Annotated in this window: 18 protein-coding genes; 10 read left to right on the top strand and 8 right to left on the bottom strand. The window is 41.9% G+C overall.

The window, feature by feature from the left end; translation table 11 throughout:
- The first annotated feature begins 171 nt into the window (after positions 1-171).
- The 3 genes from BGO42_RS02335 to BGO42_RS02325 all read left to right on the top strand — a co-directional run bounded on the left by BGO42_RS02335 (position 172) and on the right by BGO42_RS02325 (position 6,154).
- On the top strand, positions 172-549 hold the full coding sequence (locus BGO42_RS02335; protein ID WP_177734496.1) for a hypothetical protein: 378 nt from the start codon (positions 172-174) through the stop codon (positions 547-549).
- Positions 550-629: 80 nt separating this feature from the next.
- Positions 630-5,015 carry a CusA/CzcA family heavy metal efflux RND transporter gene (locus tag BGO42_RS02330; protein ID WP_273245714.1) on the top strand — a complete coding sequence of 1,462 codons (4,386 nt, stop codon included), beginning with the start codon at positions 630-632 and terminating at the stop codon, positions 5,013-5,015.
- Between the two features lie 8 nt (positions 5,016-5,023).
- Complete coding sequence (locus BGO42_RS02325; protein WP_273245712.1) at positions 5,024-6,154, top strand: efflux RND transporter periplasmic adaptor subunit; 1,131 nt, start codon at positions 5,024-5,026, stop codon at positions 6,152-6,154.
- 106 nt (positions 6,155-6,260) lie between these two features.
- Here BGO42_RS02325 and BGO42_RS02320 read toward each other — a convergent pair whose 3' ends face one another.
- Complete coding sequence (locus BGO42_RS02320) at positions 6,261-6,824, bottom strand: toxin-antitoxin system YwqK family antitoxin (protein ID WP_273245709.1); 564 nt, start codon at positions 6,822-6,824, stop codon at positions 6,261-6,263.
- A 230-nt stretch (positions 6,825-7,054) separates the two neighbouring features.
- On the opposite strand from BGO42_RS02320, the gene BGO42_RS02315 reads away from it, so the two are divergent.
- The 5 genes from BGO42_RS02315 (at position 7,055) to BGO42_RS02295 (ending at position 12,983) form a co-directional block, all read left to right on the top strand.
- Positions 7,055-8,293: a serine hydrolase domain-containing protein gene (locus BGO42_RS02315; RefSeq protein WP_273245708.1), complete on the top strand. Its 1,239-nt coding sequence runs from the start codon at positions 7,055-7,057 to the stop codon at positions 8,291-8,293.
- A 436-nt stretch (positions 8,294-8,729) separates the two neighbouring features.
- Entirely contained in the window at positions 8,730-9,704 is a 975-nt protein-coding gene (locus BGO42_RS02310) for a ribonucleotide-diphosphate reductase subunit beta (RefSeq protein ID WP_177734500.1), read from the top strand.
- Between the two features lie 26 nt (positions 9,705-9,730).
- The gene (locus BGO42_RS02305) at positions 9,731-11,428 is read left to right on the top strand and encodes a ribonucleoside-diphosphate reductase subunit alpha (RefSeq protein WP_177734501.1); all 1,698 of its coding nucleotides are present in this window, start codon (positions 9,731-9,733) and stop codon (positions 11,426-11,428) included.
- A gap of 172 nt (positions 11,429-11,600) precedes the next feature.
- Positions 11,601-12,263 (top strand): Crp/Fnr family transcriptional regulator, encoded by a 663-nt coding sequence (locus BGO42_RS02300; protein ID WP_273245705.1) that lies wholly within the window; start codon positions 11,601-11,603, stop codon positions 12,261-12,263.
- A 126-nt stretch (positions 12,264-12,389) separates the two neighbouring features.
- Positions 12,390-12,983: a Crp/Fnr family transcriptional regulator gene (locus tag BGO42_RS02295; RefSeq protein WP_177734503.1), complete on the top strand. Its 594-nt coding sequence runs from the start codon at positions 12,390-12,392 to the stop codon at positions 12,981-12,983.
- Positions 12,984-13,156: 173 nt separating this feature from the next.
- On the opposite strand, the gene BGO42_RS02290 is transcribed toward BGO42_RS02295, so the two are convergent.
- The 7 genes from BGO42_RS02290 to BGO42_RS02260 form a co-directional block, all read right to left on the bottom strand.
- A complete protein-coding gene (locus BGO42_RS02290) occupies positions 13,157-13,528 on the bottom strand; it encodes a group III truncated hemoglobin (RefSeq protein WP_177734504.1) in 372 nt (123 codons plus the stop codon).
- Positions 13,529-13,592: 64 nt separating this feature from the next.
- Positions 13,593-14,360 carry an ABC transporter permease gene (locus BGO42_RS02285; protein WP_177734505.1) on the bottom strand — a complete coding sequence of 256 codons (768 nt, stop codon included), beginning with the start codon at positions 14,358-14,360 and terminating at the stop codon, positions 13,593-13,595.
- A complete protein-coding gene (locus BGO42_RS02280; protein ID WP_273245702.1) occupies positions 14,357-15,067 on the bottom strand; it encodes an ABC transporter ATP-binding protein in 711 nt (236 codons plus the stop codon). The genes BGO42_RS02285 and BGO42_RS02280 overlap by 4 nt, the downstream gene beginning before the upstream one ends.
- The gene (gene nosD / locus BGO42_RS02275) at positions 15,064-16,302 is read right to left on the bottom strand and encodes a nitrous oxide reductase family maturation protein NosD (protein ID WP_273245701.1); all 1,239 of its coding nucleotides are present in this window, start codon (positions 16,300-16,302) and stop codon (positions 15,064-15,066) included. The genes BGO42_RS02280 and nosD overlap by 4 nt, the downstream gene beginning before the upstream one ends.
- On the bottom strand, positions 16,299-17,315 hold the full coding sequence (locus BGO42_RS02270; RefSeq protein WP_273245699.1) for a nitrous oxide reductase accessory protein NosL: 1,017 nt from the start codon (positions 17,313-17,315) through the stop codon (positions 16,299-16,301). Before BGO42_RS02270 ends, nosD begins: the two co-directional genes overlap by 4 nt.
- 53 nt (positions 17,316-17,368) lie before the next feature.
- Positions 17,369-19,348 carry a Sec-dependent nitrous-oxide reductase gene (gene nosZ, locus BGO42_RS02265; RefSeq protein WP_177734508.1) on the bottom strand — a complete coding sequence of 660 codons (1,980 nt, stop codon included), beginning with the start codon at positions 19,346-19,348 and terminating at the stop codon, positions 17,369-17,371.
- Positions 19,349-19,375: 27 nt separating this feature from the next.
- Entirely contained in the window at positions 19,376-19,849 is a 474-nt protein-coding gene (locus BGO42_RS02260; protein WP_177734509.1) for a c-type cytochrome, read from the bottom strand.
- 147 nt (positions 19,850-19,996) lie between these two features.
- Here BGO42_RS02260 and BGO42_RS02255 point away from each other — a divergent pair, with 147 nt between their 5' ends.
- The gene (locus BGO42_RS02255) at positions 19,997-20,362 is read left to right on the top strand and encodes a hypothetical protein (protein WP_273245696.1); all 366 of its coding nucleotides are present in this window, start codon (positions 19,997-19,999) and stop codon (positions 20,360-20,362) included.
- Between the two features lie 82 nt (positions 20,363-20,444).
- Positions 20,445-21,296 (top strand): hypothetical protein, encoded by an 852-nt coding sequence (locus tag BGO42_RS02250; protein ID WP_273245694.1) that lies wholly within the window; start codon positions 20,445-20,447, stop codon positions 21,294-21,296.
- Positions 21,297-21,306: the final 10 nt, after the last annotated feature.

Raw genomic sequence — 21,306 nt, 5'->3', positions numbered from 1 at the left:
CTCATCTCCGGATGAGGCTTTTTTTATGCCGCTTTTATTACAACGGTAAAACAGGGTTCCTTTTTTAATGATTTCATAACATTATTTGGTCTCATTTTATATTAACGATAATAATCAGACATAATCATCGTTTTTGTTGCTTATAAACTACTGAAAGGGTAATTTTACCTTGTGCAAAAAATCTATATCTACATATTAGTTTTCCTGATCGGCTCCAGTAACAGCTTTTTTCAGCAGTTCTACAAACTGCCGGTGCTGTTTCAGCACTATATGGAACATCAGCAGCACGATGATATCGATTTTGTAAAATACCTTTCCATGCACTATTGGGGTCAGGATGATAACGATAATGATCAGGAACGCGACATGCAGCTTCCGTTCAAAAAAATCGACCTGCACACCGCCCAGCTTGTATTTGTTCCACTCGACCGACCTGTTGAGTTCCCGTCCTGCCCTGTTATCTTAAAGGATCAGCGACCAATAATATACAAACCCACTTTTCATACCAATCCGGCATTAGCCTGCCTGTTCCGGCCACCTTCAGCATAATTGCCTTGTTAGAAAATACTTTCGGAAGTTAAAACAGCCTTGTTTTAGCCTCCCTGCTATTTATTCAAATACATCCAATTATGCTTAATAAGATCATTCAATTCTCAGTTAAAAATAAACTGGCAATTGGCATCTTCACTATACTGTGGATTCTCTACGGATGCTATGAAGTGAGCCGTTTGCCAATAGATGCCGTACCGGACATTACAAACAATCAGGTACAAATCATAACGACCGCACCGTCACTTGGTGCCGAAGATGTGGAACGGCTCATCACCTTCCCTGTCGAACAGGCCGTCAGTAATATTCCCGGATTAAAGGAAAGCCGCAGTATTTCGCGGTTCGGACTCTCTCTGGTAACGATCGTACTGGAAGATGATGCCGACATATACTGGGCACGCCAGCAGGTAACGGAACGGTTGCAGCAGGTTAAAATAGACGAAAAGGCCAATGCGCCCGAACTGGCACCCGTGACTACCGGTTTGGGAGAAATCTATCAATATGTTTTAAAGCCCAAACCGGGTTATGAGGCTAAATATTCCCTGGCCGACTTGCGGACAACCCAGGATTGGGATGTACGCCGGCAGTTACTGGGAACCAAAGGTGTAGCCGATGTTGCCACTTTTGGCGGTAACCTCAAACAATATGAAGTGGCAGTAAGCCCGTCGCGTTTAAAATCGTTAAACCTTACCATAACCGATGTGTTTACGGCCTTAAGCCGGAACAACCAGAATACCGGAGGTTCTTATATCGAAAAAGGTCCTACGGTATTGTATATCCGCAGCGTTGGTCTGGCCAGAAGCATTGGCGACATCGAAAATATTGTTGTCAAAAACCTGCACAACGGTGCGCCGGTACTGATTAAAAATGTAGCCAACGTTAAAATAGGTTCCGCGGTGCGCTATGGTGCACTGACCACTGATGATAACGGCGAAGTCGTGGGCGGTATCGTCATGATGCTGAAAGGACAAAACTCTTCGGAAGTAATTAAAAATGTCAAAGCGCGGATAGCCGAAATACAGGGACGCTTACCGAATGGTCTGGTTATTGAGCCTTTCCTGGACAGAACCAAAATGGTGGACAATGCCATTGGAACCGTTGAAAAAAACCTGATTGAAGGCGCTTTAATTGTAGTGCTGATACTGGTGCTTTTCCTGGGTAATCTGAGAGCCGGACTGATCGTGGCTTCCGTAATTCCGCTTTCGATGCTGTTTGCCATTATCATGATGAACACCTTTGGCGTAAGCGGTAACCTGATGAGTCTTGGCGCACTGGATTTCGGGCTCATCGTTGACGGTGCCGTCATTATAGTCGAAGCTATTTTACACCATCTTCACAGTGCCAAAAAATACAAAACGGTCAATACTATCTCGCAGGCAGAAATGAACGAAGAAGTTTCGGGTTCGGCTTCCCGCATGATGAATGCCGCCGTATTCGGACAGATCATCATTCTGATCGTGTACCTGCCGATACTTTCCCTGCAGGGTATTGAAGGGAAAATGTTTAAACCCATGGCACAAACCGTTGCCTTTGCAATATTGGGTGCTTTTATTTTATCGCTCACGTATGTGCCAATGGTCAGTTCCCTGTTTATCAGTAAAAAAATAAGCCACAAGGCAAACCTTTCCGACAGGGTCATGCAAAAACTGGAACGTGTTTATGAAAAGGCACTGGCAAAAGCACTCCGTTTTAAAAAAGGACTGGTCGGGGCTTCTTTTGCCCTTTTTGCGCTGGCTGTATTGGTATTTACACAGATGGGCGGTGAATTTATTCCGCAGCTGGAAGAAGGCGACTTTGCCGTAGAAACCCGTTTGTTATTAGGGACTAACCTCTCGACCACTACCGCAACTATCGAAAAGATATCCAAAGAGCTGAAAGCAAAATATCCCGAAGTCCAAAAAGTCGTTTCCCGCATTGGCAGCGCCGAAATCCCTACCGACCCGATGCCTATTGAAGGCGGTGATATGATTATCGTGCTGAAAGACAAATCAGAATGGATCAGTGCCAAAACCTTTCCGGAAATGGCCGATAAAATGGCCGCAACAGTGCAACAGGTCGCACCCGGCGTATCGACCGGATTCCAGTTTCCCGTTCAGATGCGGTTTAACGAGCTGATGACCGGAGCCAAACAGGATATTGTCTGTAAGATTTATGGGGAAGATCTGGACAAACTGGCGGTATATGCCGAAAAATTGGGCAGTATCAGTAAAACGGTTTCCGGAACTGCCGACTGGTATATTGAGAAAGTAACCGGAATGCCGCAGATTGTCATCCATTACAATTGGGCAGAAATAGCCCGATACGGGTTGTATATCGACGATATTAACCGTACTGTAAATGCGGCTTTTGCCGGCGCGGTTGCCGGACAGCTCTATGAAGGTGAGAAAAAATTTGACATGGTTGTTCGTGTGGAAGATGCCGGAAGAAAGGATATAAACGATGTCCGCAATTTATTAATCGCTACTCCGTCCGGTGTTCAGATTCCGCTGTCGCAGGTAGCAGCGGTGGAAGAAATCGAAGGTCCCAACCAGATTCAGCGCGAAAATGCCAAAAGAAGGATTATCGTAGGCTTTAATGTCCGTGGCCGTGACGTACAGTCGATCGTTCAGGAATTACAGCAAAAAGTAAATGCCGAGATTAAATTTGATTCCGGTTATTACATTACTTACGGCGGTGCTTTTGAAAACCTGCAACAGGCAAAACAACGCCTGGGAATAGCGGTTCCGGTAGCTTTGTTCCTGATTTTTGTAATGCTCTATTTTGCGTTTTCATCGCTAAAAGAAGGCGCTATCATCTACACGGCAATTCCTTTATCGGCTATTGGCGGTGTCTTTGCTTTAGCCTTGCGGGGCATGCCTTTTAGTATCTCTGCCGGCGTTGGTTTTATTGCGCTGTTTGGTGTTGCCGTGTTAAACGGTATCGTATTGATCTCGGAGTTTAACCGTATCAAAAAAGCCGGTACAATAACCGATCCGCTGCAGCAGGTCATGACCGGTACCAAAAACCGGCTGCGTCCGGTACTCATGACGGCTGCCGTAGCCTCACTGGGATTCTTACCGATGGCGCTCAGCAACGGTGCCGGTGCAGAAGTACAGCGCCCGTTGGCTACTGTAGTGATTGGCGGTCTGATTACCGCTACCCTGCTCACCTTGTTTGTACTACCTGCCTTATATCTTATGTTTTATAACACAATTGATTTTTCAAAAATGAAAACAAAATTGAAATTTAAAAATAAGCTGCCTTTATTATTTTTGGGGCTGCTTTCCTCCTATATCGTACAGGCACAGCAGCCAAAAGAAATCACACTGAAACAATCGGTTGCCCTGGCCCTGCAAAACAATTACCAGGTACAGGGAGCCCGGTTAAGCGAGCAATCTGCTAAACTGCTTCAAAAAACGGCTTTTGAGCTTCCCAAAACCCAATTGGATATGGACTACGGACAGTTTAACAGCCGGCTGAACGATACCCGTTTCGGTGCCAGCCAGTCCTTTAGTTTTCCAACGGTTTACACCAACCAGAAAAAGCTGCTGCAAGAAAACTATGCTGCCGCACAGGCTAAGACCCAACTGACCCAGCAACAGTTAAAAAGCCATGTCAGCAGTCTTTTTTATGAGCTGTTATGGCTGCAACAGAAGAAAACCTTACTGGTATATGCCGACAGTATTTATCGTTTGCTGGAAAACAAAGCCAACCTGCGGTTTACCAAAGGCGCTACAGACGTACTGGAAAAAGCAACCGCACAATCCAACCGGCAGAAATATACCAATCAGCTGCAGCTGCTTGCCAAAGACATCAGCATACGCCAGCAGCAGTTTAACCTGCTGTTACAGGACAGCATACCGTATGTTCCGAAGCACGACAGTTTAAAAATAGAAGTACCGGCTTCGCTATTCAAAACCGCCGATGTCGCACAGCTGCCTGCCATGCAATGGAGCCGTCACCAGACTGAAGCCGCCAAATGGCAATGGAAAACGGAACGTTCCAGAATGTTACCCGACTTTGTACTGGGCTACAATAACCTGAGCATTACAGGCATGCAAACATCCGCAAACGGCACGGACGTTTATTACGACCGCAACGACCGTTTTCATTATGTAACCGTAGGATTGACCATTCCGGTGTTTTTTTCGGCACAGTCAGCCCGGATAGCGGCATCCAAAGTGGAATGGCAGTCTGCACAAAAACAGCAGGAATTACTGCTGCTACAGCTAAAAACCAATTCCGGTACTGCGCTGCAGGAGGTTGAAAAATATACCGAAGCCCTGCATTATTATGAAACGGAAGGTTTAAAAAATGCCGATACCATCATTAAGGCTGCAAACCGGCAGTTTGAAAGCGGTGCAATAGATTACCTGCAATGGGTACTGGTTATCAATCAGGCTATCGCTATTAAAAATGACTACCTGGATGCCGTTAACGCATATAACCAGGCCGTTATACAAGTACAGCAACTTCACAATTTATAATATTCAACATGAAACACTATATCCTGATTTTCACCTACCTCTTTTTACTCACCGGTTGCAGTAACAAAAAAGAGACTCCGGAAACCGCTGCCGGAAAAACAGTTCCTACTGTGGTTTCCCTGACTGCCACACAAATAAAAAATGCCGGAATCGCATCCGCTTTACCGGTCGTACAGGATGTTCAGGGATCTTTATTGCTCCAGGGTTCGGTGAGCGTTCCGCCGCAAAGTACCGTAAGCCTTAGCTTCCCGTTGGGCGGCTATCTGAAACACACTGCGATGTTACCCGGTATGTACGTTCGAAAAGGCCAGGTTCTGGCTACTATGGAAGACATACAGTTCATACAGCTGCAACAGGATTTTTTAACGGCAAAAGAGCGTTTTCTTTTAGCCGATAAGGAATACAAACGTCAGAAAGGACTGAATGAAAGTAAAGCCAGCAGTGATAAAGTTGCCGAACAGGCACATACCGAAAGACAAACCCAGCAGATCGATATGGCTTCGCTTGCGCAGAAATTACGCCTGATTGGTATCAATCCGGAAAAGCTGAATGCTGCCTCTATTTCCAAAACGGTGGCTATTGTTTCCCCGATTACCGGTTTAGTGGCAAAAGTAAATGTCAATGTGGGCAAATATACTGCTCCCACCGATGTGCTGTTTGAACTGGTGGATACAAAGGACCTGCTTCTGACGCTGAATGTTTTTGAAAAAAATGTGGATCAGGTCAGCATTGGTCAGACCGTTATGGCGTATTCGAACAATGACCGCAATAAAAAATACAAAGCCAGCATACAGTATATCAATACGACACTCAACTCCGATGGCGCGATGGAACTGATTTGTAAGTTCGAGAAGATCGATGCGGCTTTATTACCGGGATTGTTTATGCAGGGCGAAGTTGCCGTCCGGAACAACAAAGGTCTTTCCGTTCCGGAAGATGCCGTTGTCCGCTGGCAGAACCGTTACTATGTCTTTACCGAGCAAAAAGAAGGTACTTATACAATGATACCGGTCGATTTGGGAAATGCCCATAACGGAATCCAGCAGATTATAGCTTCCTCAATACAAACAAACTCAAAAATAGTCGTTAAAAATGCCTATACCTTATTGACAAAATTAATGAACAGTACCGAAGAATAATGGTACTGTACCGTTTAGATTGTTGCTTTGTTTATTGAAAAGGGCCTCTTCTCCGGATGAGGTCTTTTTTTGTTTAAAATTGTTTGCTTTTGCCGGAAATGATCCGCTACGGTACAATTAATCCGTTTTTATAGTTCAGAATATATTCCACGCTATCTTTTTCAGATTGCGTTTCATAGATAATTAACTGCCCGTTTTCATTTTTAAACGAACCGCTTTCGATCGTTTCGCCTTTTCTGTTTTTTGAAAAGTCCACATTCAGTAGTCTTCCATCGGCATAATGCCTTATGGTGTGGAGCTGCCCGTTATTAAAATACCAGATCCATTTGCCGTCCATTTTCCCGTTAACCAAATTTCCTTTACCGTAGAATTTCCCGTTTTGATGGTAAAATTTCCAGCTGCCAACCTGTTTTCCGTTGTCAATTTTCCCGATCTGTCTTAATTTCCCGTTTTCGTGGTACACTTTACTGGTACCGGTTTCAACATTGTTTTTAAAGCTGCTTTTCATATAAAGCCGATCCTTTTCATCATAATACCTCCAAACACCCTGTTTTTGGTTGTTGACCATTTTTCCAACCAGCTTGCGATTTTTGCTGTCCCTTTCGGAGACTATGTTTTTTGAACAGGAAATAAAGATAAGTACCGTAAAAAAGTATAAAAAGATTCTCATTTAAAAATAATTACAGATCACCGTTTTCAAGGTGCTATTATTAGGTTGGCCGGGCGTTGTGCTTAACACATCAAAAGTGTAATTGCCCCTTTTTTATGAGCGTTTTTTAAGCACAATGGAGCCTTCCCGCAAAAATACGCTACTCCTTATAAAGAGCCAAACAAAAACTATGATCTAAAAGTGTTATTTTTAAGGCGTTGAATACCTGTCAAAACCTAAAACCAAATGTTATGATCAGAACCGTTTCCGTACTACTGTTATTCACGCTGTTTGTATCCTGCCGGCAGACCGCTACTAAAAATGCCGATAAACAGCAACAGGCAAAAGATTCGCTAACAGCTGCTCTTGACAGCCTTTACCGGCAAGGGTATTTTAACGGTTTTTCGGTTGCCCTGGTAAATGAAAACGGAACGTTGTATCAAAACGGGTTTGGATATGCCGCTGTTGAAAACAAACGGAAATATACCGTACATACGATTCAGAATATTGCTTCCATTTCGAAAACCTTTGTTGGCATAGCTTTGTTAAAAGCGCAGGAACTGCATGCCTTAAAACTAGATGACCCGATTAATAAATACCTGCCTTTTAAGGTTTACAATCCGCATTTCCCGGATCAGGAAATCACCATCAGGCATTTGGCAACCCATACTTCCGGGATTATGGACAACGATTATTACCTGACACAGAATTATTATCTGAAACCCGGTCAGGATTTAAAAAATGTAAAACAAACATTTGATGATACGCAGGTATTTAATGCCCCGGATTCCGTGTTGCCGTTAAATATATTTCTGAGCAACTTTCTGGCAAAGGACGGAAAATGGAACAACAGTTTTTCCAAAAACAAACCCGGAGCCATTTATGAATATTCCAATATAGCAACCACACTTGCCGCTTATATCGTCGAACTGGCAACCGGTGAAGGTTTCGATTCGTTTACGACCCGACATATTCTAAAGCCCTTACAAATGAATGAATCGGGATGGAAATTTGACGCTGTGGATTTTTCAAAATACTCCCGGCTTTACGAAAATCCCAAAACACTGCTTCCCTATTATGCAATGATTTCGTATCCGGACGGTAATTTTATTACTTCTATAAATGATTTGAGTAAATATTTAACTGAATTAATAAAAGGCTTTGATAATAAAGGAACTATATTAAACAAAAACAGTTATTCCGAATTATTCAGAGGCCAATTAAGTGCCCGGAACTTTACCGAACGGAATACACAGAATCCTTATAGCGAATCCTATAATGTGGGCATATTAATGGGAATCAGCCATACCGGAAACATCGGACATACCGGTGGTGATCCAGGGGTTGCTTCCATGTTGTTTTTTAATCCCAAAACCAAAATCGGCCGGATCATCATCACCAATACCAGCATAACCGACAAACCCGGAAGCGATATGTTTTACCGTATCTGGGATAAACTGGAAGCCCGTCAAAATAGTTTTATTGAGTAATCATACAACCAACCTGACACCATTCAATACCCTGAAAAAAGATATCGCAATTTAAACATCCGTTTCCTCCCGAACCGGAATTTTGCAATCTGATTACCCCGTTTTCCAAAAATATTCCCGGGGTAATTTTTTTAGCTGTTGATAAGTCCGCCATAATACCAAAAATAAACTTCCCCGGCATTGTTTATAACCTCCGTTTTGGTTTTCGGTTTCCCCCTAACCTGTTCGGTTTATCCGTTAAAATTGCTGTTGATAATTTCTTATCCGGCTGCCATTTTCTGCTGTTGATAAAACGGTTACTTTTTCAGGAATCTATGTTGAACTAAATATATTGATGTTGTAATTTTGATAACCCCTAAAAACACATCCTTTTGTTTATCCCAGACAAAATAGTGTTTTTCCCTTTCTATAGGTTAAATTTTAAATTCAATATATTATGTCAATATTCGATAGCAGAATTAACTATAAACCATTTGAGTACCCCGAAGTACTTAAATTCACAGAAGCCATAAACAAATCGTACTGGGTGCACAGTGAAGTCGATTTCACCGCTGATACACAGGACTTTCACTCGCATTTGAGCCATGCAGAAAAAACCGCCATCAAGCATAGTTTGCTGGCAATTGCACAGATTGAAGTAGCCGTAAAAAGCTTCTGGGGTAATATCTATGAGCATTTTCCAAAACCGGAATTCAACGGACTGGGCAGTACTTTTGCCGAATGTGAATTCAGGCATTCCGAAGCCTATTCCCGACTGTTGGAAGTATTGGGTTACAACGACGAATTTGAAAAACTGTTGACCATTCCGGTAATCATGCAGCGTGTCAACTATCTTTCAAAAGTGCTGAAAGATACCCGTTCGCAGGACAATCAGAAATATGTGGTTTCGCTGATCCTGTTCAGTATACTAATTGAAAACGTATCGCTTTTCAGCCAGTTTGCCATTATACTGTCTTTTACCCGTTTTAAAGGCTATATGAAAAATGTGAGCAACATTATTGCCTGGACTTCTGTGGACGAGCAGGTACATGCCAATGCCGGAATCTATATTGTTAATAAGATCCGCGAAGAGCATCCGGAATATTTTGATGCCGAAACCATTGCGCTGATCCGTGAAAGTGTTAAAGATTCTATTGGAGTGGAATCGGATATCCTGGACTGGATCTTTGAAAGCGGTGAGCTTGAAATCATCAAAAAGAATGACCTGGTTAATTTTATGAAATTCCGTATCGACGAAAGTCTTTCCCAGATTGGCATTGAAAAAGTGTTTCATGTCAGCCAGGAAGAATATCAGGTAATGGCCTGGTTTGAAGAAGAAGTGTTTGCCAACAGTCTTGATGATTTCTTTGCAAAACGTCCGGTAGAGTACACAAAACACGATAAAAGTATTACGGCAAACGACCTGTTTTAATTTTTTTTACCCATAATCCTATCATAATGCAAGATATTTCAAATAAGAATACGGAACCTTTTTCTGACAACAATCCCTTTCCAAAACTATGGTGGAAAAATTCCGAAAGTGAACAAATATTAAACAGAGGTTACCTGCTAAAGGGCGAAACGGTTGAAGGTGCTATCGACCGGATTTGCAGTGCTGCTGCCCGCAGATTGTACCGCCCGGAACTAAAAGAATCTTTCCAGGAAATGATTGAGCGCGGCTGGATGAGTATCAGTTCTCCGGTCTGGGCCAATATGGGTACCGAAAGAGGGTTGCCTATTTCCTGTTTTAACGTTCATATTCCGGACCATATTGAAGGGATTACCCACAAACTGGGTGAAGTGATCATGCAAACAAAAATCGGAGGCGGTACTTCCGGTTATTTCGGAGAGCTGAGAGAAAGAGGCAGCGCCGTAACCGATAACGGGAAAAGCAGCGGTTCGGTTAGCTTTATGAAGTTATTCGATACGGCTATGGATACGATTTCACAGGGTGGCGTGCGCCGTGGTGCATTTGCCGCTTACCTTGACATTGACCATCCGGATATCGAAGAGTTCCTTAAGATTAAAAGCATCGGAAACCCTATTCAAAACCTGTTTACCGGTGTGTGCGTTCCGGATTACTGGATGCAGGAAATGATTGACGGCGATACCGAAAAACGCCATATCTGGGCAAAAGTACTGGAAAGCCGCCAACAGAAAGGATTGCCTTATATTTTCTTTTCGGATAATGTCAATAAAAATAAACCACAGGTTTATAAAGACAATAACCTGCGCATTAATTCGAGTAATTTATGCAGTGAGATCATGCTGCCGTCTTCAAAAGACGAATCGTTTATCTGCTGCCTGTCTTCTATGAATCTTGAGCTTTATGAAGAATGGAAAGACACCGAAGCCGTTAAACTGGCTATCTTTTTCCTGGATGCCGTATTGCAGGAGTTCATCGAAAAAACAGAAGACAATTATTATTTAACAGCAGCCAACCGCTTTGCAAAAAGACACCGTGCTTTAGGACTGGGCGTTTTGGGCTGGCATTCTTACCTGCAGAAAAACATGATTCCGTTTGAAGGTATGGAAGCTAAAATGAAAACTACGGAGATCTTTAAACATATCAGTGAAAAAGCCGACAAAGCCACACAGGAACTGGCACGCATTTACGGTGAGCCGGAATTGCTGAAAGGCTACGGCAGACGGAACACCACAACGCTGGCAATTGCACCTACCACCTCTTCATCGGCAATTTTAGGACAAACGTCACCCGGAATTGAACCGTTCAGCAGTAATTATTATAAAGCCGGACTTTCCAAAGGGAATTTTATGCGTAAAAACAAATACCTGAGAAAGTTACTGGAAGAAAAAGGGCTGGACAACGAAGAGATCTGGAGAGAGATCATGCTAAACGGCGGCAGTGTGCAACATATCGAACAGCTCACAGCAAACGAAAAAGCAGTCTTTAAAACGTTTAAAGAGATCAGTCAGCTGGAAATCATACAACAGGCGGCCATCCGTCAGAAATTTGTAGATCAGGCACAGAGTTTAAACCTGAATATCCCTTCCGACTTACCGATTAAAGATGTAAACAGTCTTTTAATTGAAGCCTGGAAGCTGGGAATTAAAACCCTGTATTACCAACGCAGTCAAAGTGTTTCCAAAGAGTTTATCACCAATCTGGTAAGCTGCAGCAGCTGTGAATCATAGCAGGATGCAATAAAAACGCCCTTTAAATAAACTATAATCATTTTTTTAACAAAAAAAGAAATAAATAAACACAAAAATAACCTGATTCGTTTGCATAATTAACCAAAACACTTTAAATTTAACTTCATATTCCTGAGAATTTCTTTGCTCCAAACAAAAATTAATTAGGCTTATGAATACGTACCAGCACATTACCGAACTAAAAGCCCCACTAAAAGTACTGAATACCGATGAACAAATAAAACTGGATGGTTGCAAAACCACACTGTCCTTTAAAAAGGGTGACCGGATTTATGAAGAAGGCGCGCTAATAAACGGCGTGTATTGTATTGACAAAGGTGTTTGCAAACTGACCAAAAAAGAACAGATCATACGACTGGCAGGCAGTGGCGATATTTTGGGTTTACAATCCATTATCGCCAAAGTCCCGGTCAATACCAGTACCTATGCATTGGAAACCATGCAGGTCAATTTTATACCTTCCCCGCTCATTATCGAGTTATTGGAACAAAACAAATTGTTCTCTTTAAATGCTTTAAATATAATCTGTAAAGAGTTTCAGGATGCCAGCAACCTGCTGGTCAATATGGCTCAGAAAAATGTCAGGCAGCGGCTTGCCTGTACATTACTCAACTTTAAAGATACTTTCGGGACTGATGAAGATGCCGCTATCAATATTAATTTATCCCGCGAAGAACTGGCATCTATTATTGGTACAGCTCCGGAAAACTGCATCCGTCTTCTTTCCGAATTCACAAAAGAGAATATAATCCAGCTGTACGGAAAAAAGATCATCATCAAAAATCCCACCGCCCTCCTTAAGATTTCGAAATAAATGGCTGAGAAGCCTATTTTAGTAGTAAAAGCTAACATTTATCATGTTTTATTTTAGCTATTTAGCATTATTTTGTCTAATTCTAAAAAAGCAGGCACATTATACATTCCCCTAAAAACACTAAAGATGCAAATCGAACCCGATCTCTTATTTACCTGGGGAGCTATCGCTAAGGAGTTCCCGAAAAATACCGTTATTTTTTATGAAAATGATCCCGCACTGTACTTTTACCAGATCCTGGAAGGTACTGTTAAAATGGTATATATTAACGAAGACGGAAAAGAACTTACGGTCGGAATGTTCGAAAAAGGCCGGAGTTTCGGAGAACCGCCTTTGTTTATTGACCAGCCTTATCCGGCAGCGGCAATTGCCCATACCGATACTATCATACTGAAACTTTCAAAAGAGAAATTTTTTGAGATGCTGAAAGAGCACAATGAAATTTTATCCAAAGTGCTGCAGCTGTTTGCGACCCGTATTTACAACAAGGTGGTTTTTTCTAAAAACATCATTAATCAGAAGCCGGAACACAGGATCCGTACCTTTCTGGACAATTTTAAGAAGCAATGCAGCCATCCGACCGAAAAGATCCTGATTCCTTATACCCGTAAGGAAATTGCCGATTTTACAGGATTAAGGGTTGAAACCGTGATCCGTACCGTATCTCAGATGAGTAAAAGAAAGAAAATTGAAATCAAAAATCATAAGTTATACTATTGATGCGGCAGGCAGTAGTAATGCCTGCACTATGATTACAGTCATACCGTATACGCTAAAAATTTTCTTCCTTTATACCATAAAAATAATTATTAATTCGTGTAATTTTTATGCCAAACTCAAAAGCGGAAACAAAGTATTTTGTTTCCGCTTTTTAATGTTAAAAGGTTATATGGTTACAATAAGGTTTTCTGCTGCATCATCAGGGAAATATTAACCGCCCTTTCTTTTATTTCATTGGCTTTCTTACCGCTGAAAAGTTCATCTACAGTTGCGGTAAACAGTTTATTCCAATGCTTAAAATGCTTCACTGTCAGCGGACTTTTATGGTGTAATTCGCGGTGCTTTACCATCGGGTTTCCTTCAAAATTTCCGGTATAAAACAAGATGTTTTCCCAGAAGTCATACATTTTAGGAAGGTGTTTTTTCCAGTTTACCCGGGCGACTTCCGTGAACAGATAGCCTATTTCGGAATCCGTTTTCACCTTTTCATAAAAAACGTTTACCAAAAGAATAATATCTTCCCGGTTCTGAATATCTTTTTTCATAAATCATACCTTTAAATTAATATGCTGACAATTTTTTTGGGTGATTCCGGAAACAAAACAGTAATCACAAATCTTTATTCTTAAACTTTCTTAAAGAGAAATAAAACGGCAGTATCGCCCACAAACACAATAACAGCAGGGCAATCAGCAATCCCCAGAACGTTCCGAATGAGTCTTTAAAAACAGCTCCGGTATAGCCCATCATGGCCGACACGTCCAATTGCAATAAAAGCTGTATTCTCGCAAGATCAATCGGGCTTAAGGCCGTAAGCCCTACCATCATTTTTTCGATAGGATATTCGGATAGCTGAAAGAGCAAAAACAATATTATCCCATCGAATAACAGAGCAAAAAACAGCCAGGTCATAATGGATATTCCAATTCCTTTGGCTTTATCACGGGTAGCAATCGAGCATAAAAAAGCCAGCGACACAAAGACTAATGTAATCAGGCAGCCCACTACGATCATCATCATCCCGACCCGGTTTGCCGAGTAACACAAAAGCGGTATACCCGACCCTATCAAAAATGCAATGACCAAACTTAATGAAAGTCCTTTAAAAAGGCTGATCCATATCTTTTTTCTTTTGACCGGCTGACTTAACAACAGTTCAATAAATTCGGAGCTGTTGTAAATATAAATTGTCGTAAAAAGTATCGACACCAGCGGTACGGTCAACAAAATGATATTCAGTATCGTGAGCAGTCCTTTTGCCGTATTGTCTTCCATCGTAAAGGCACCCCATGACAGTACGGACAGTATCAGGGTGTAGACAATAACAATCTTATTTTTTAAGATGTCCGAAAGAATTATTCTTACTATGCTGTTCATTGCCGGTTATTTTTTAAAATGTATGCAATTCCTTTAGATATTTTCTGCTGTTGTGTTTCCTCCCGCAGCGTTTCCACCGATTTATGAAAATGGACTTTTCCTTCCTGCATAAAGACAATCTCGGTTATAAGATCGTCCAGCTCACTCAGTAAATGTGAGGTAATTAACACCAGCTTCCCGTTTTCTTTTTCCTTGATGATCTTATCCCTCAGAATTTCGGAAGCCAACGGATCCAGTCCGGCTGTAGGCTCGTCCAGTATCAGCACTTTGGAGTTAAACAGAAAAGCCAGTGTTGCACTTACTTTCTGAATGGTTCCTCCGGACAGGGTTCCCATTTTTTTCTCCGAGAGCTTATCGATCTGAAAGGCATAAAACAAATCCAGATCCAGCGGCTGTGTACTATTGCGGATCTTTTTTATCATGTCTATTATCTGTCCGATTGTCATGTTATCCGGATAGCGCCCGATTTGCGGCATATAGCCGATATTTTCCCTGTAACGGAATTCTTTAATAATGTTTTCGCCTTCAAATGTTATGGTGCCCGTGTCGGGAATCACCATACCCAGAATGCTTTTAATCAGTGTTGTTTTCCCACAGCCGTTTGGTCCGATAAGGGCAATGCACTCACCGCTGTTGCAGGACAGGGAAACGTCCCGGAGTACCTGCAGCTTTCCAAACGATTTGTTTATGTTTTTAATTGTTATCATATCGGTAGCGCCCGCATCAGGGGCTTATTATCTACAAAATTATCGGGGGTAATACTGGGCAGGACCTTTTCCGATTTGTCCAGTAAAGTGATGATGAAGCTTCTAAAGAGCAACATCGTGGCCGGATTGCTTTCCGTAAGCACGGCAAACAGGCTTAACGGATGATACGGCACATCGCCGAAACTGTCTTTATCCAGATCATATCCCTGGTATTTATCCCAATAATTTCCATTGAACTTGTTGAGTACCAAACTTCCGTTTGTCCCTATATCGAAGGTATTGCCTAAAAAATTATTGTGCAGGATTTCGTTGTCCATACAGCTGGCCTGGATTTTCATGCCCCAGCCGTTAGCTTTAAACACATTTTTTTCCACCTTTATCCGGGTTGTTCCTTCCATATAAATTCCGGAAGTATTTTTAACAAAGTGGTTCCCGTAAATATAACTATCGGATATCTCTTTCAGCAGTAGTCCGTAGGCGGCTTCACCCCAGTTTTCATCAAATACATTATTAATCATCCGGACATTTCGGGTAAACATGACCGCAACACCGGCGCCGTTATCCCGGAAAACATTGGTAATATAGGAATCATTATCCGAGAACATAAAATGCAGTCCGTAACGGATATTTCTGGCAGCGATATTCCGCCAGATAATTGAATTATAAACAAATTCAAAATAAATACCGTCCCGGTGTCCGGTTACTTCATTGGCAATGATTTGTAAATCCTCGCTTTTCCAGCAGTGTATGCCGTTACCGATTTGCTGTTCTTCGGTAGCCGAAGCTTTTATTTTATTATGGGTGATTATGCAGTTTTTTCCATTTTGAATATAAATCCCGAAAAAATTATTTTCGAGGATATTATGCTGAATGCGTACGTGATCTTTATTATATACCTTGATTCCGCAGGGATCCTGTAAGGCTGCATGCCCGGAATTGATTACCCGGAAACCGTCAACAACAACACTATCGGATTTAACGGAAACAACTTCATACTTTCGCTGACCGTCTAAAACCGGATATTCTTTACCTAAAAAGACCAGTTTTTTAGCAATCACGATAGTACCTTCCCTGTATATTCCCTTATGAACCAGAATTGTATCGCCGGAGCGGGCTAACTGTATCGCTTCTTTGATGGACTTCACCGGTTTATCCTTTCCTACTTCTATCTTTTTCTGTGCCGACAAAGACATGGTAGCAAAAAACATCAGGCCATATACTATTATTTTTTTCATTCTTTTAAAATTGAGTCCCAGTTAATCGTTTCGGCCGCTAAGCCGTCATTTGCTTTTTCCGTCTGTTCAGCAGTTGTAAATGCTGCTGTGTTGCCATGCATCGGGCTTGTAATGGCGCCGCCTTTTAAATACACTGCTGTTTCTGCCGGAATGAGCACATTCTCTTTGTTATAATCGTGTACATAATAGGCTTTCACAGCGGTGGTATGGTTTTCTTTACAATAGTTCCGCATACAGGCGATATCGTCAAACTTATAGGCTCTCCCCTTTTGAGTGATGAGCTCCGCTCCGAATTTTCCATCGGAAATGGTCATCCTGCAGAAATCGCACTGGTCAGCATTTAAGGCTATCGGAACTTCTTTACCGTTAGAACAGGAAGCCAAGAACAGCAGCAACAGCGGCAAAATACCGTTGATGGTTTTGGTTCTTTTTAGTTTGTTTACAGCGCCTGTTTCTATCAGAAATAATGCAAACAGCAGTATTCCTGATACAATCAGCAGCCATCCTCCTGTGTCCGGTATGGAATAAGCCCCGAAATTGAGTAATTGTTTATAGCCCAGTAAAGGCGGCTGATAGGCCATTCCGGGTACTTTTATCGCCGCATTAGGGTCTAAATTGTGTCCGTAATCATAATTCCATTTGTAAAAATCAATCGCCGAAAGGGTTCCGAATAATAGAAAGGCTCCAAACAGGATAATAACACCTTTTTTTCTTTTTATAAAACAGACCAGCAGCGAACAGATTGCCAGAGAGGCAATAATATAAGGCAATACGGTAAATTCTATAAAATTATCGGTATGCAGGGTTTTCATTCCAATATAGTGGTTTAATCCATTGATAATATCTACGTCCCCTGCAATTTTATGGGCATAGAGTTGTAATACCAATCCCTCCGGATATTGTGGTGCACTCAGTTCTATCCGCCATATCGGAAAGAAAATCGTAAGTAGTAAAAGTAAACTTACCAGTACCAGTATCCCTTTGGAAAACACTGAAATCGAGTCTTTTTTCATCTTAATATTTTAAAGAAAAGGGAGTAAAATGATACTCCCTTTCCGGTTATTTTTTACTGTACGGGAGCGGATGTTTTTTTATCCAGCTTGTATGAAATAGGCACCTTGCTGTTTGCCGGTGACACTCTCAGGTAACCTGACATTTCCTGGTGCAGCGCACTACAAAAATCGGTACAATAGAACGGGAATATTCCCACTCTTTTCGGCAGCCATTTCAACGTGATCGTTTCACCCGGCATGATCAGCGTTTCCGCATTATCGGCTCCTTTAATGGCAAATCCGTGCGGTACGTCCCAATCCTGTTCCAGGTTCGTCACGTGGAAGTAAACCTCATCGCCAACTTTAACGCCTTCAATGTTATCCGGTGCAAGGTGGGAACGAATGGCGGTCATATACACATGGACTTTATTTCCTTCGCGGACAACTCTTGTATCTTTTTCATTTTTCACCGCATACGGGTGGTTGTTTTCTTCAATTTTGTAGAATTTCAATTGTCCGTTATTACGAATCAGATCGGCCGGAGCTGCCTGTGCATAGTGTGGTTCCCCAATGGTCGGGTAATCCAGTATTAACTGCATTTTATCGCCGCTGATGTCATATAGCTGCGCACTTTGGGCAAGCTCAGGTCCTGTTGGCAAATACCTGTCTTTTGTGATTTTGTTATAGGCAACCAGGTATTTTCCAAAAGGTTTTTTACTGTCACCACCCGGAATCATAAGGTGTCCTACAGAATAATAGGTTGGAACCCTGTCCAGAACTTTAAGTGTTTTGATGTCCCATTTTACCACTTCTGAAGAAACAAACATCGTGGTATAAGCATTTCCTTTACCGTCAAATTCGGTATGTAACGGGCCTAACCCCGGTTTTTGAACTTCACCATGCAATGCCGATTCGTATTTCACTACCGGAATGCCGCCATATTCTCCTTCATAATCTTTTTTAGCAATGGCATTCTGTAATTTATCAAAACTAAACACCGGAATCAATGCGGCCAGCTTTCCACTACCAATGATGTATTCTCCGGTGGGATCAACATCACAACCGTGAGGCGATTTAGGACAAGGGATCATATAACAGATATCTTTAAATTCTGCCGCATCTAAAACCAGAACCTCATCTTTCATAACAGATTTGGAGGAATGTGTTTTTTCATCCCAGGTATTGTGAGCATATTTCACCTTTTGTTTTTTACCTTTTCCGGCTTTAATATACTCTTCCGCTTTTTTCCAGTTCACCGCCATAATAAAATCCTTATCATTTTTTGAGGCGTTAACTTCCAGCAGCGTATTGGCCTGCTCGGTATTATAGCAGGAGAAGAAAAACCATCCATGGGATTTGCCTTTACCGGCATGGCTCAAATCGAAATTTACTCCGGGTGTGGCGATCTGGAATGCCAGATTCATTTCTCCGTTGTTTTTATCGACACTAACAAAGCTGATGTGTCCTTTAAAATTCTGTTTATAGGTATCAATAGACACGTCACCGTCTGTATAATCCGGCGGCACACTAAAACGGGTTCCGGCCACTACATATTCGGTATTCTCGGTAATAAACGGCGAAGAGTGATTTCCGGCACTGTTTGGCAATTCAATAATCTCAGCCGTTTTAAACGTTTTAAGGTCCACACGGGCAATTCTCGGAGTGTTATTGGCATTTCCAAATACCCAGCGTCCGTCAATTTCCCCATTGGTCTGCGACATTTCCACGTGGTGCAAATCATCCCAGGGAACAAATCCGTGTGAAGTATTCAGCATCGGTTTTGTTTCTTCACTGTACCCCCATCCTTTTTCAGGGTCCACCGAAAATACCGGAATCACTTTAAAAAGTCTTCCGGACGGTAATCCGTAAACACTTAGCTGTCCGCTAAATCCTCCGGAAACAAAATTGTAAAACTCATCATACTTTCCTGGCGGAACATACGCTTTCTGAGCAATATCCCCGGTTAGTGCATCCGTTGAGTTTTTGGGCTTACAGGAGCCCAAAAGCGACAACATAATGACAACTAGTGTCGTTTGTATTAATCTGTTTTTCATGATAGTAAAAAATTTAATTTAATATTTTTATTTAGCGGCATCATTCCTGCGCATAAATTCCAGGATCTGCCGTGCTTCATCGTCTGTAACTGCCTGGTTGGGCATGCGTACCAGACAAATTTCCAATTGTGCCTGTAGTTCCGGATCTTTATCGATCATCGGGTCCGGGTTGGTAATAAAATTCATGATCCATTCCGGAGCTCTTCGCTCTGTAACGCCTTTCCATCCGGGACCAACTAATTTTTCATCGGAAGTTTTATGACAGGACAAACATTTTACACCGACCACTTTATCTCCCTGGTCTGCCAGGGAAGCGTCGATACCTGCTCCTATTTCTACATTTTTGAATTTTCCTTCTCCCCTTTTGGCATCATAGGCGGAAGGATCGGATGCTTGCTCCGTTACCGTTTGTTTAGAGAAATCGTCTGTTGTTTTACCTTTCTCTTTTCCACAGGAGAGTAATAGGAAACATCCGGATAGCAATAAAAAAAATCTGTTCATAAGTAGTATATTTTGTTCATTTTATGATACAAAATTCCTCAACTTATACTCTTTATTGTATGATTACAGTCATACTTTACCAGAAAAACACATACTAATTTTGTACTTATTTACAACACATTAGCCTTGCTTTTCAATCCTCTGGTAATGAAATTTTCTATTTACATCATCATCTTTCTCCTTATATTCAAACCTGCCTTGCCGGTTCTGAATTATATGCTCAATCGGGAGGCTATTGTAAAAGAATATTGCCAGAATATCCAAAAACCGGAACTTAACTGTAATGGAAAATGTCATCTAAAAGCCGAACTGGCCAAAGCTTCGGCAGACAATACTCCCTATTCGGCAGAGAAAAAAATCCATACCGAAGAAACGGTCTTGTTTTTCACCGATATTCCACTGTTTACTCCGGCAAAACAATTCTGGTATGTCCTTAGGAATAAGGCGGTGTATTATTCCAATTTATATGCGCTGCTAAATACTACCGCAGTATTCCACCCTCCTGTTTTCTAAATACTTTTTTTCGAATTGTTGTTATTTTTTTTGGTTATACAACCGAAGAAGATACTTATACCTAATTTTTAAAAATACTTTTATGAAAACTTTTCAATATATATACCTGTTTTTCAGCCTTATTCTTCTGGCTTCCTGTTCTACAGACAATACCGATACCACAGTAACCCCGGTAAACGAAACGGCCGGACTGATCCGCATTAAAGAACTGTCGAATGAAAACCATACCATAGAACTGTACTCCGATACCGGCATCCTGAAACAGGGCTACAATGCCATTTCCCTGAGAATAAAAGACAAAACAACCGGCCAGTACCAAACCGAAGCAGCTGTTAGCTGGACACCGGTAATGCACATGACCACAATGGAACATTCCTGTCCGAAATCGCCGGTAACAAAAGCTGCCGGTACCCAATCCTTATATACCGGGGAAATCGTCTTCCAGATGGCGCAGAACGACACGGAATCCTGGACACTCACCATTGATTATACCCTTAACGGTACCAGCTACTCTGCTACAGATACTATTGCGGTATTCCCTTCCGAAAAACGAACGGTAAGCTCTTTTACCGGGACAGACGGGACACGCTATATTGTTGCCTATATAGCACCCAAAAATCCGGCAGTGGCACTGAATGATATGACGGTAGGCGTTTTCCGAATGGAAAACATGATGAGCTTCCCTATTGTTGATAACTACAAAATAAAGATCGATCCCCGAATGCCGGGTATGGGCAATCACGGATCGCCCTACAATACCGATCTAACGCAAACCACACCCGGAAAACTGTATCACGGTAAGCTTTCACTAACCATGACCGGCTACTGGAAAATCAACTTACAGCTGCTCAATGCTTCCGGTCAGGTTTTAAAAGGGGAACCGGTTACAACAGACAATCCCCAGAGCAGTCTCTTTTTTGAAATTGAATTTTAGTTTTTCATTG

This window comes from Flavobacterium sp. 40-81, assembly GCF_001898245.1.
Lineage (GTDB): Bacteria > Bacteroidota > Bacteroidia > Flavobacteriales > Flavobacteriaceae > Flavobacterium > Flavobacterium inviolabile.
Note: the sequence above shows the minus strand (reverse complement) of the source record. Positions and strands in the feature narration are given on the sequence as shown.

Coding starts and splice junctions, on each gene's coding strand:
- BGO42_RS02305 (WP_177734501.1), top strand. CDS start 9,731: ATGCAAGATATTTCAAATAAGAATACGGAACCTTTTTCTGACAACAAT.
- BGO42_RS02290 (WP_177734504.1), bottom strand. CDS start 13,528: ATGAAAAAAGATATTCAGAACCGGGAAGATATTATTCTTTTGGTAAAC.
- BGO42_RS02285 (WP_177734505.1), bottom strand. CDS start 14,360: ATGAACAGCATAGTAAGAATAATTCTTTCGGACATCTTAAAAAATAAG.
- BGO42_RS02255 (WP_273245696.1), top strand. CDS start 19,997: ATGAAATTTTCTATTTACATCATCATCTTTCTCCTTATATTCAAACCT.
- BGO42_RS02325 (WP_273245712.1), top strand. CDS start 5,024: ATGAAACACTATATCCTGATTTTCACCTACCTCTTTTTACTCACCGGT.
- BGO42_RS02250 (WP_273245694.1), top strand. CDS start 20,445: ATGAAAACTTTTCAATATATATACCTGTTTTTCAGCCTTATTCTTCTG.
- BGO42_RS02310 (WP_177734500.1), top strand. CDS start 8,730: ATGTCAATATTCGATAGCAGAATTAACTATAAACCATTTGAGTACCCC.
- BGO42_RS02270 (WP_273245699.1), bottom strand. CDS start 17,315: ATGAAAAAAGACTCGATTTCAGTGTTTTCCAAAGGGATACTGGTACTG.
- BGO42_RS02320 (WP_273245709.1), bottom strand. CDS start 6,824: ATGAGAATCTTTTTATACTTTTTTACGGTACTTATCTTTATTTCCTGT.
- BGO42_RS02280 (WP_273245702.1), bottom strand. CDS start 15,067: ATGATAACAATTAAAAACATAAACAAATCGTTTGGAAAGCTGCAGGTA.
- BGO42_RS02295 (WP_177734503.1), top strand. CDS start 12,390: ATGCAAATCGAACCCGATCTCTTATTTACCTGGGGAGCTATCGCTAAG.
- BGO42_RS02330 (WP_273245714.1), top strand. CDS start 630: ATGCTTAATAAGATCATTCAATTCTCAGTTAAAAATAAACTGGCAATT.
- BGO42_RS02315 (WP_273245708.1), top strand. CDS start 7,055: ATGATCAGAACCGTTTCCGTACTACTGTTATTCACGCTGTTTGTATCC.
- nosZ (WP_177734508.1), bottom strand. CDS start 19,348: ATGAAAAACAGATTAATACAAACGACACTAGTTGTCATTATGTTGTCG.
- nosD (WP_273245701.1), bottom strand. CDS start 16,302: ATGAAAAAAATAATAGTATATGGCCTGATGTTTTTTGCTACCATGTCT.
- BGO42_RS02260 (WP_177734509.1), bottom strand. CDS start 19,849: ATGAACAGATTTTTTTTATTGCTATCCGGATGTTTCCTATTACTCTCC.
- BGO42_RS02300 (WP_273245705.1), top strand. CDS start 11,601: ATGAATACGTACCAGCACATTACCGAACTAAAAGCCCCACTAAAAGTA.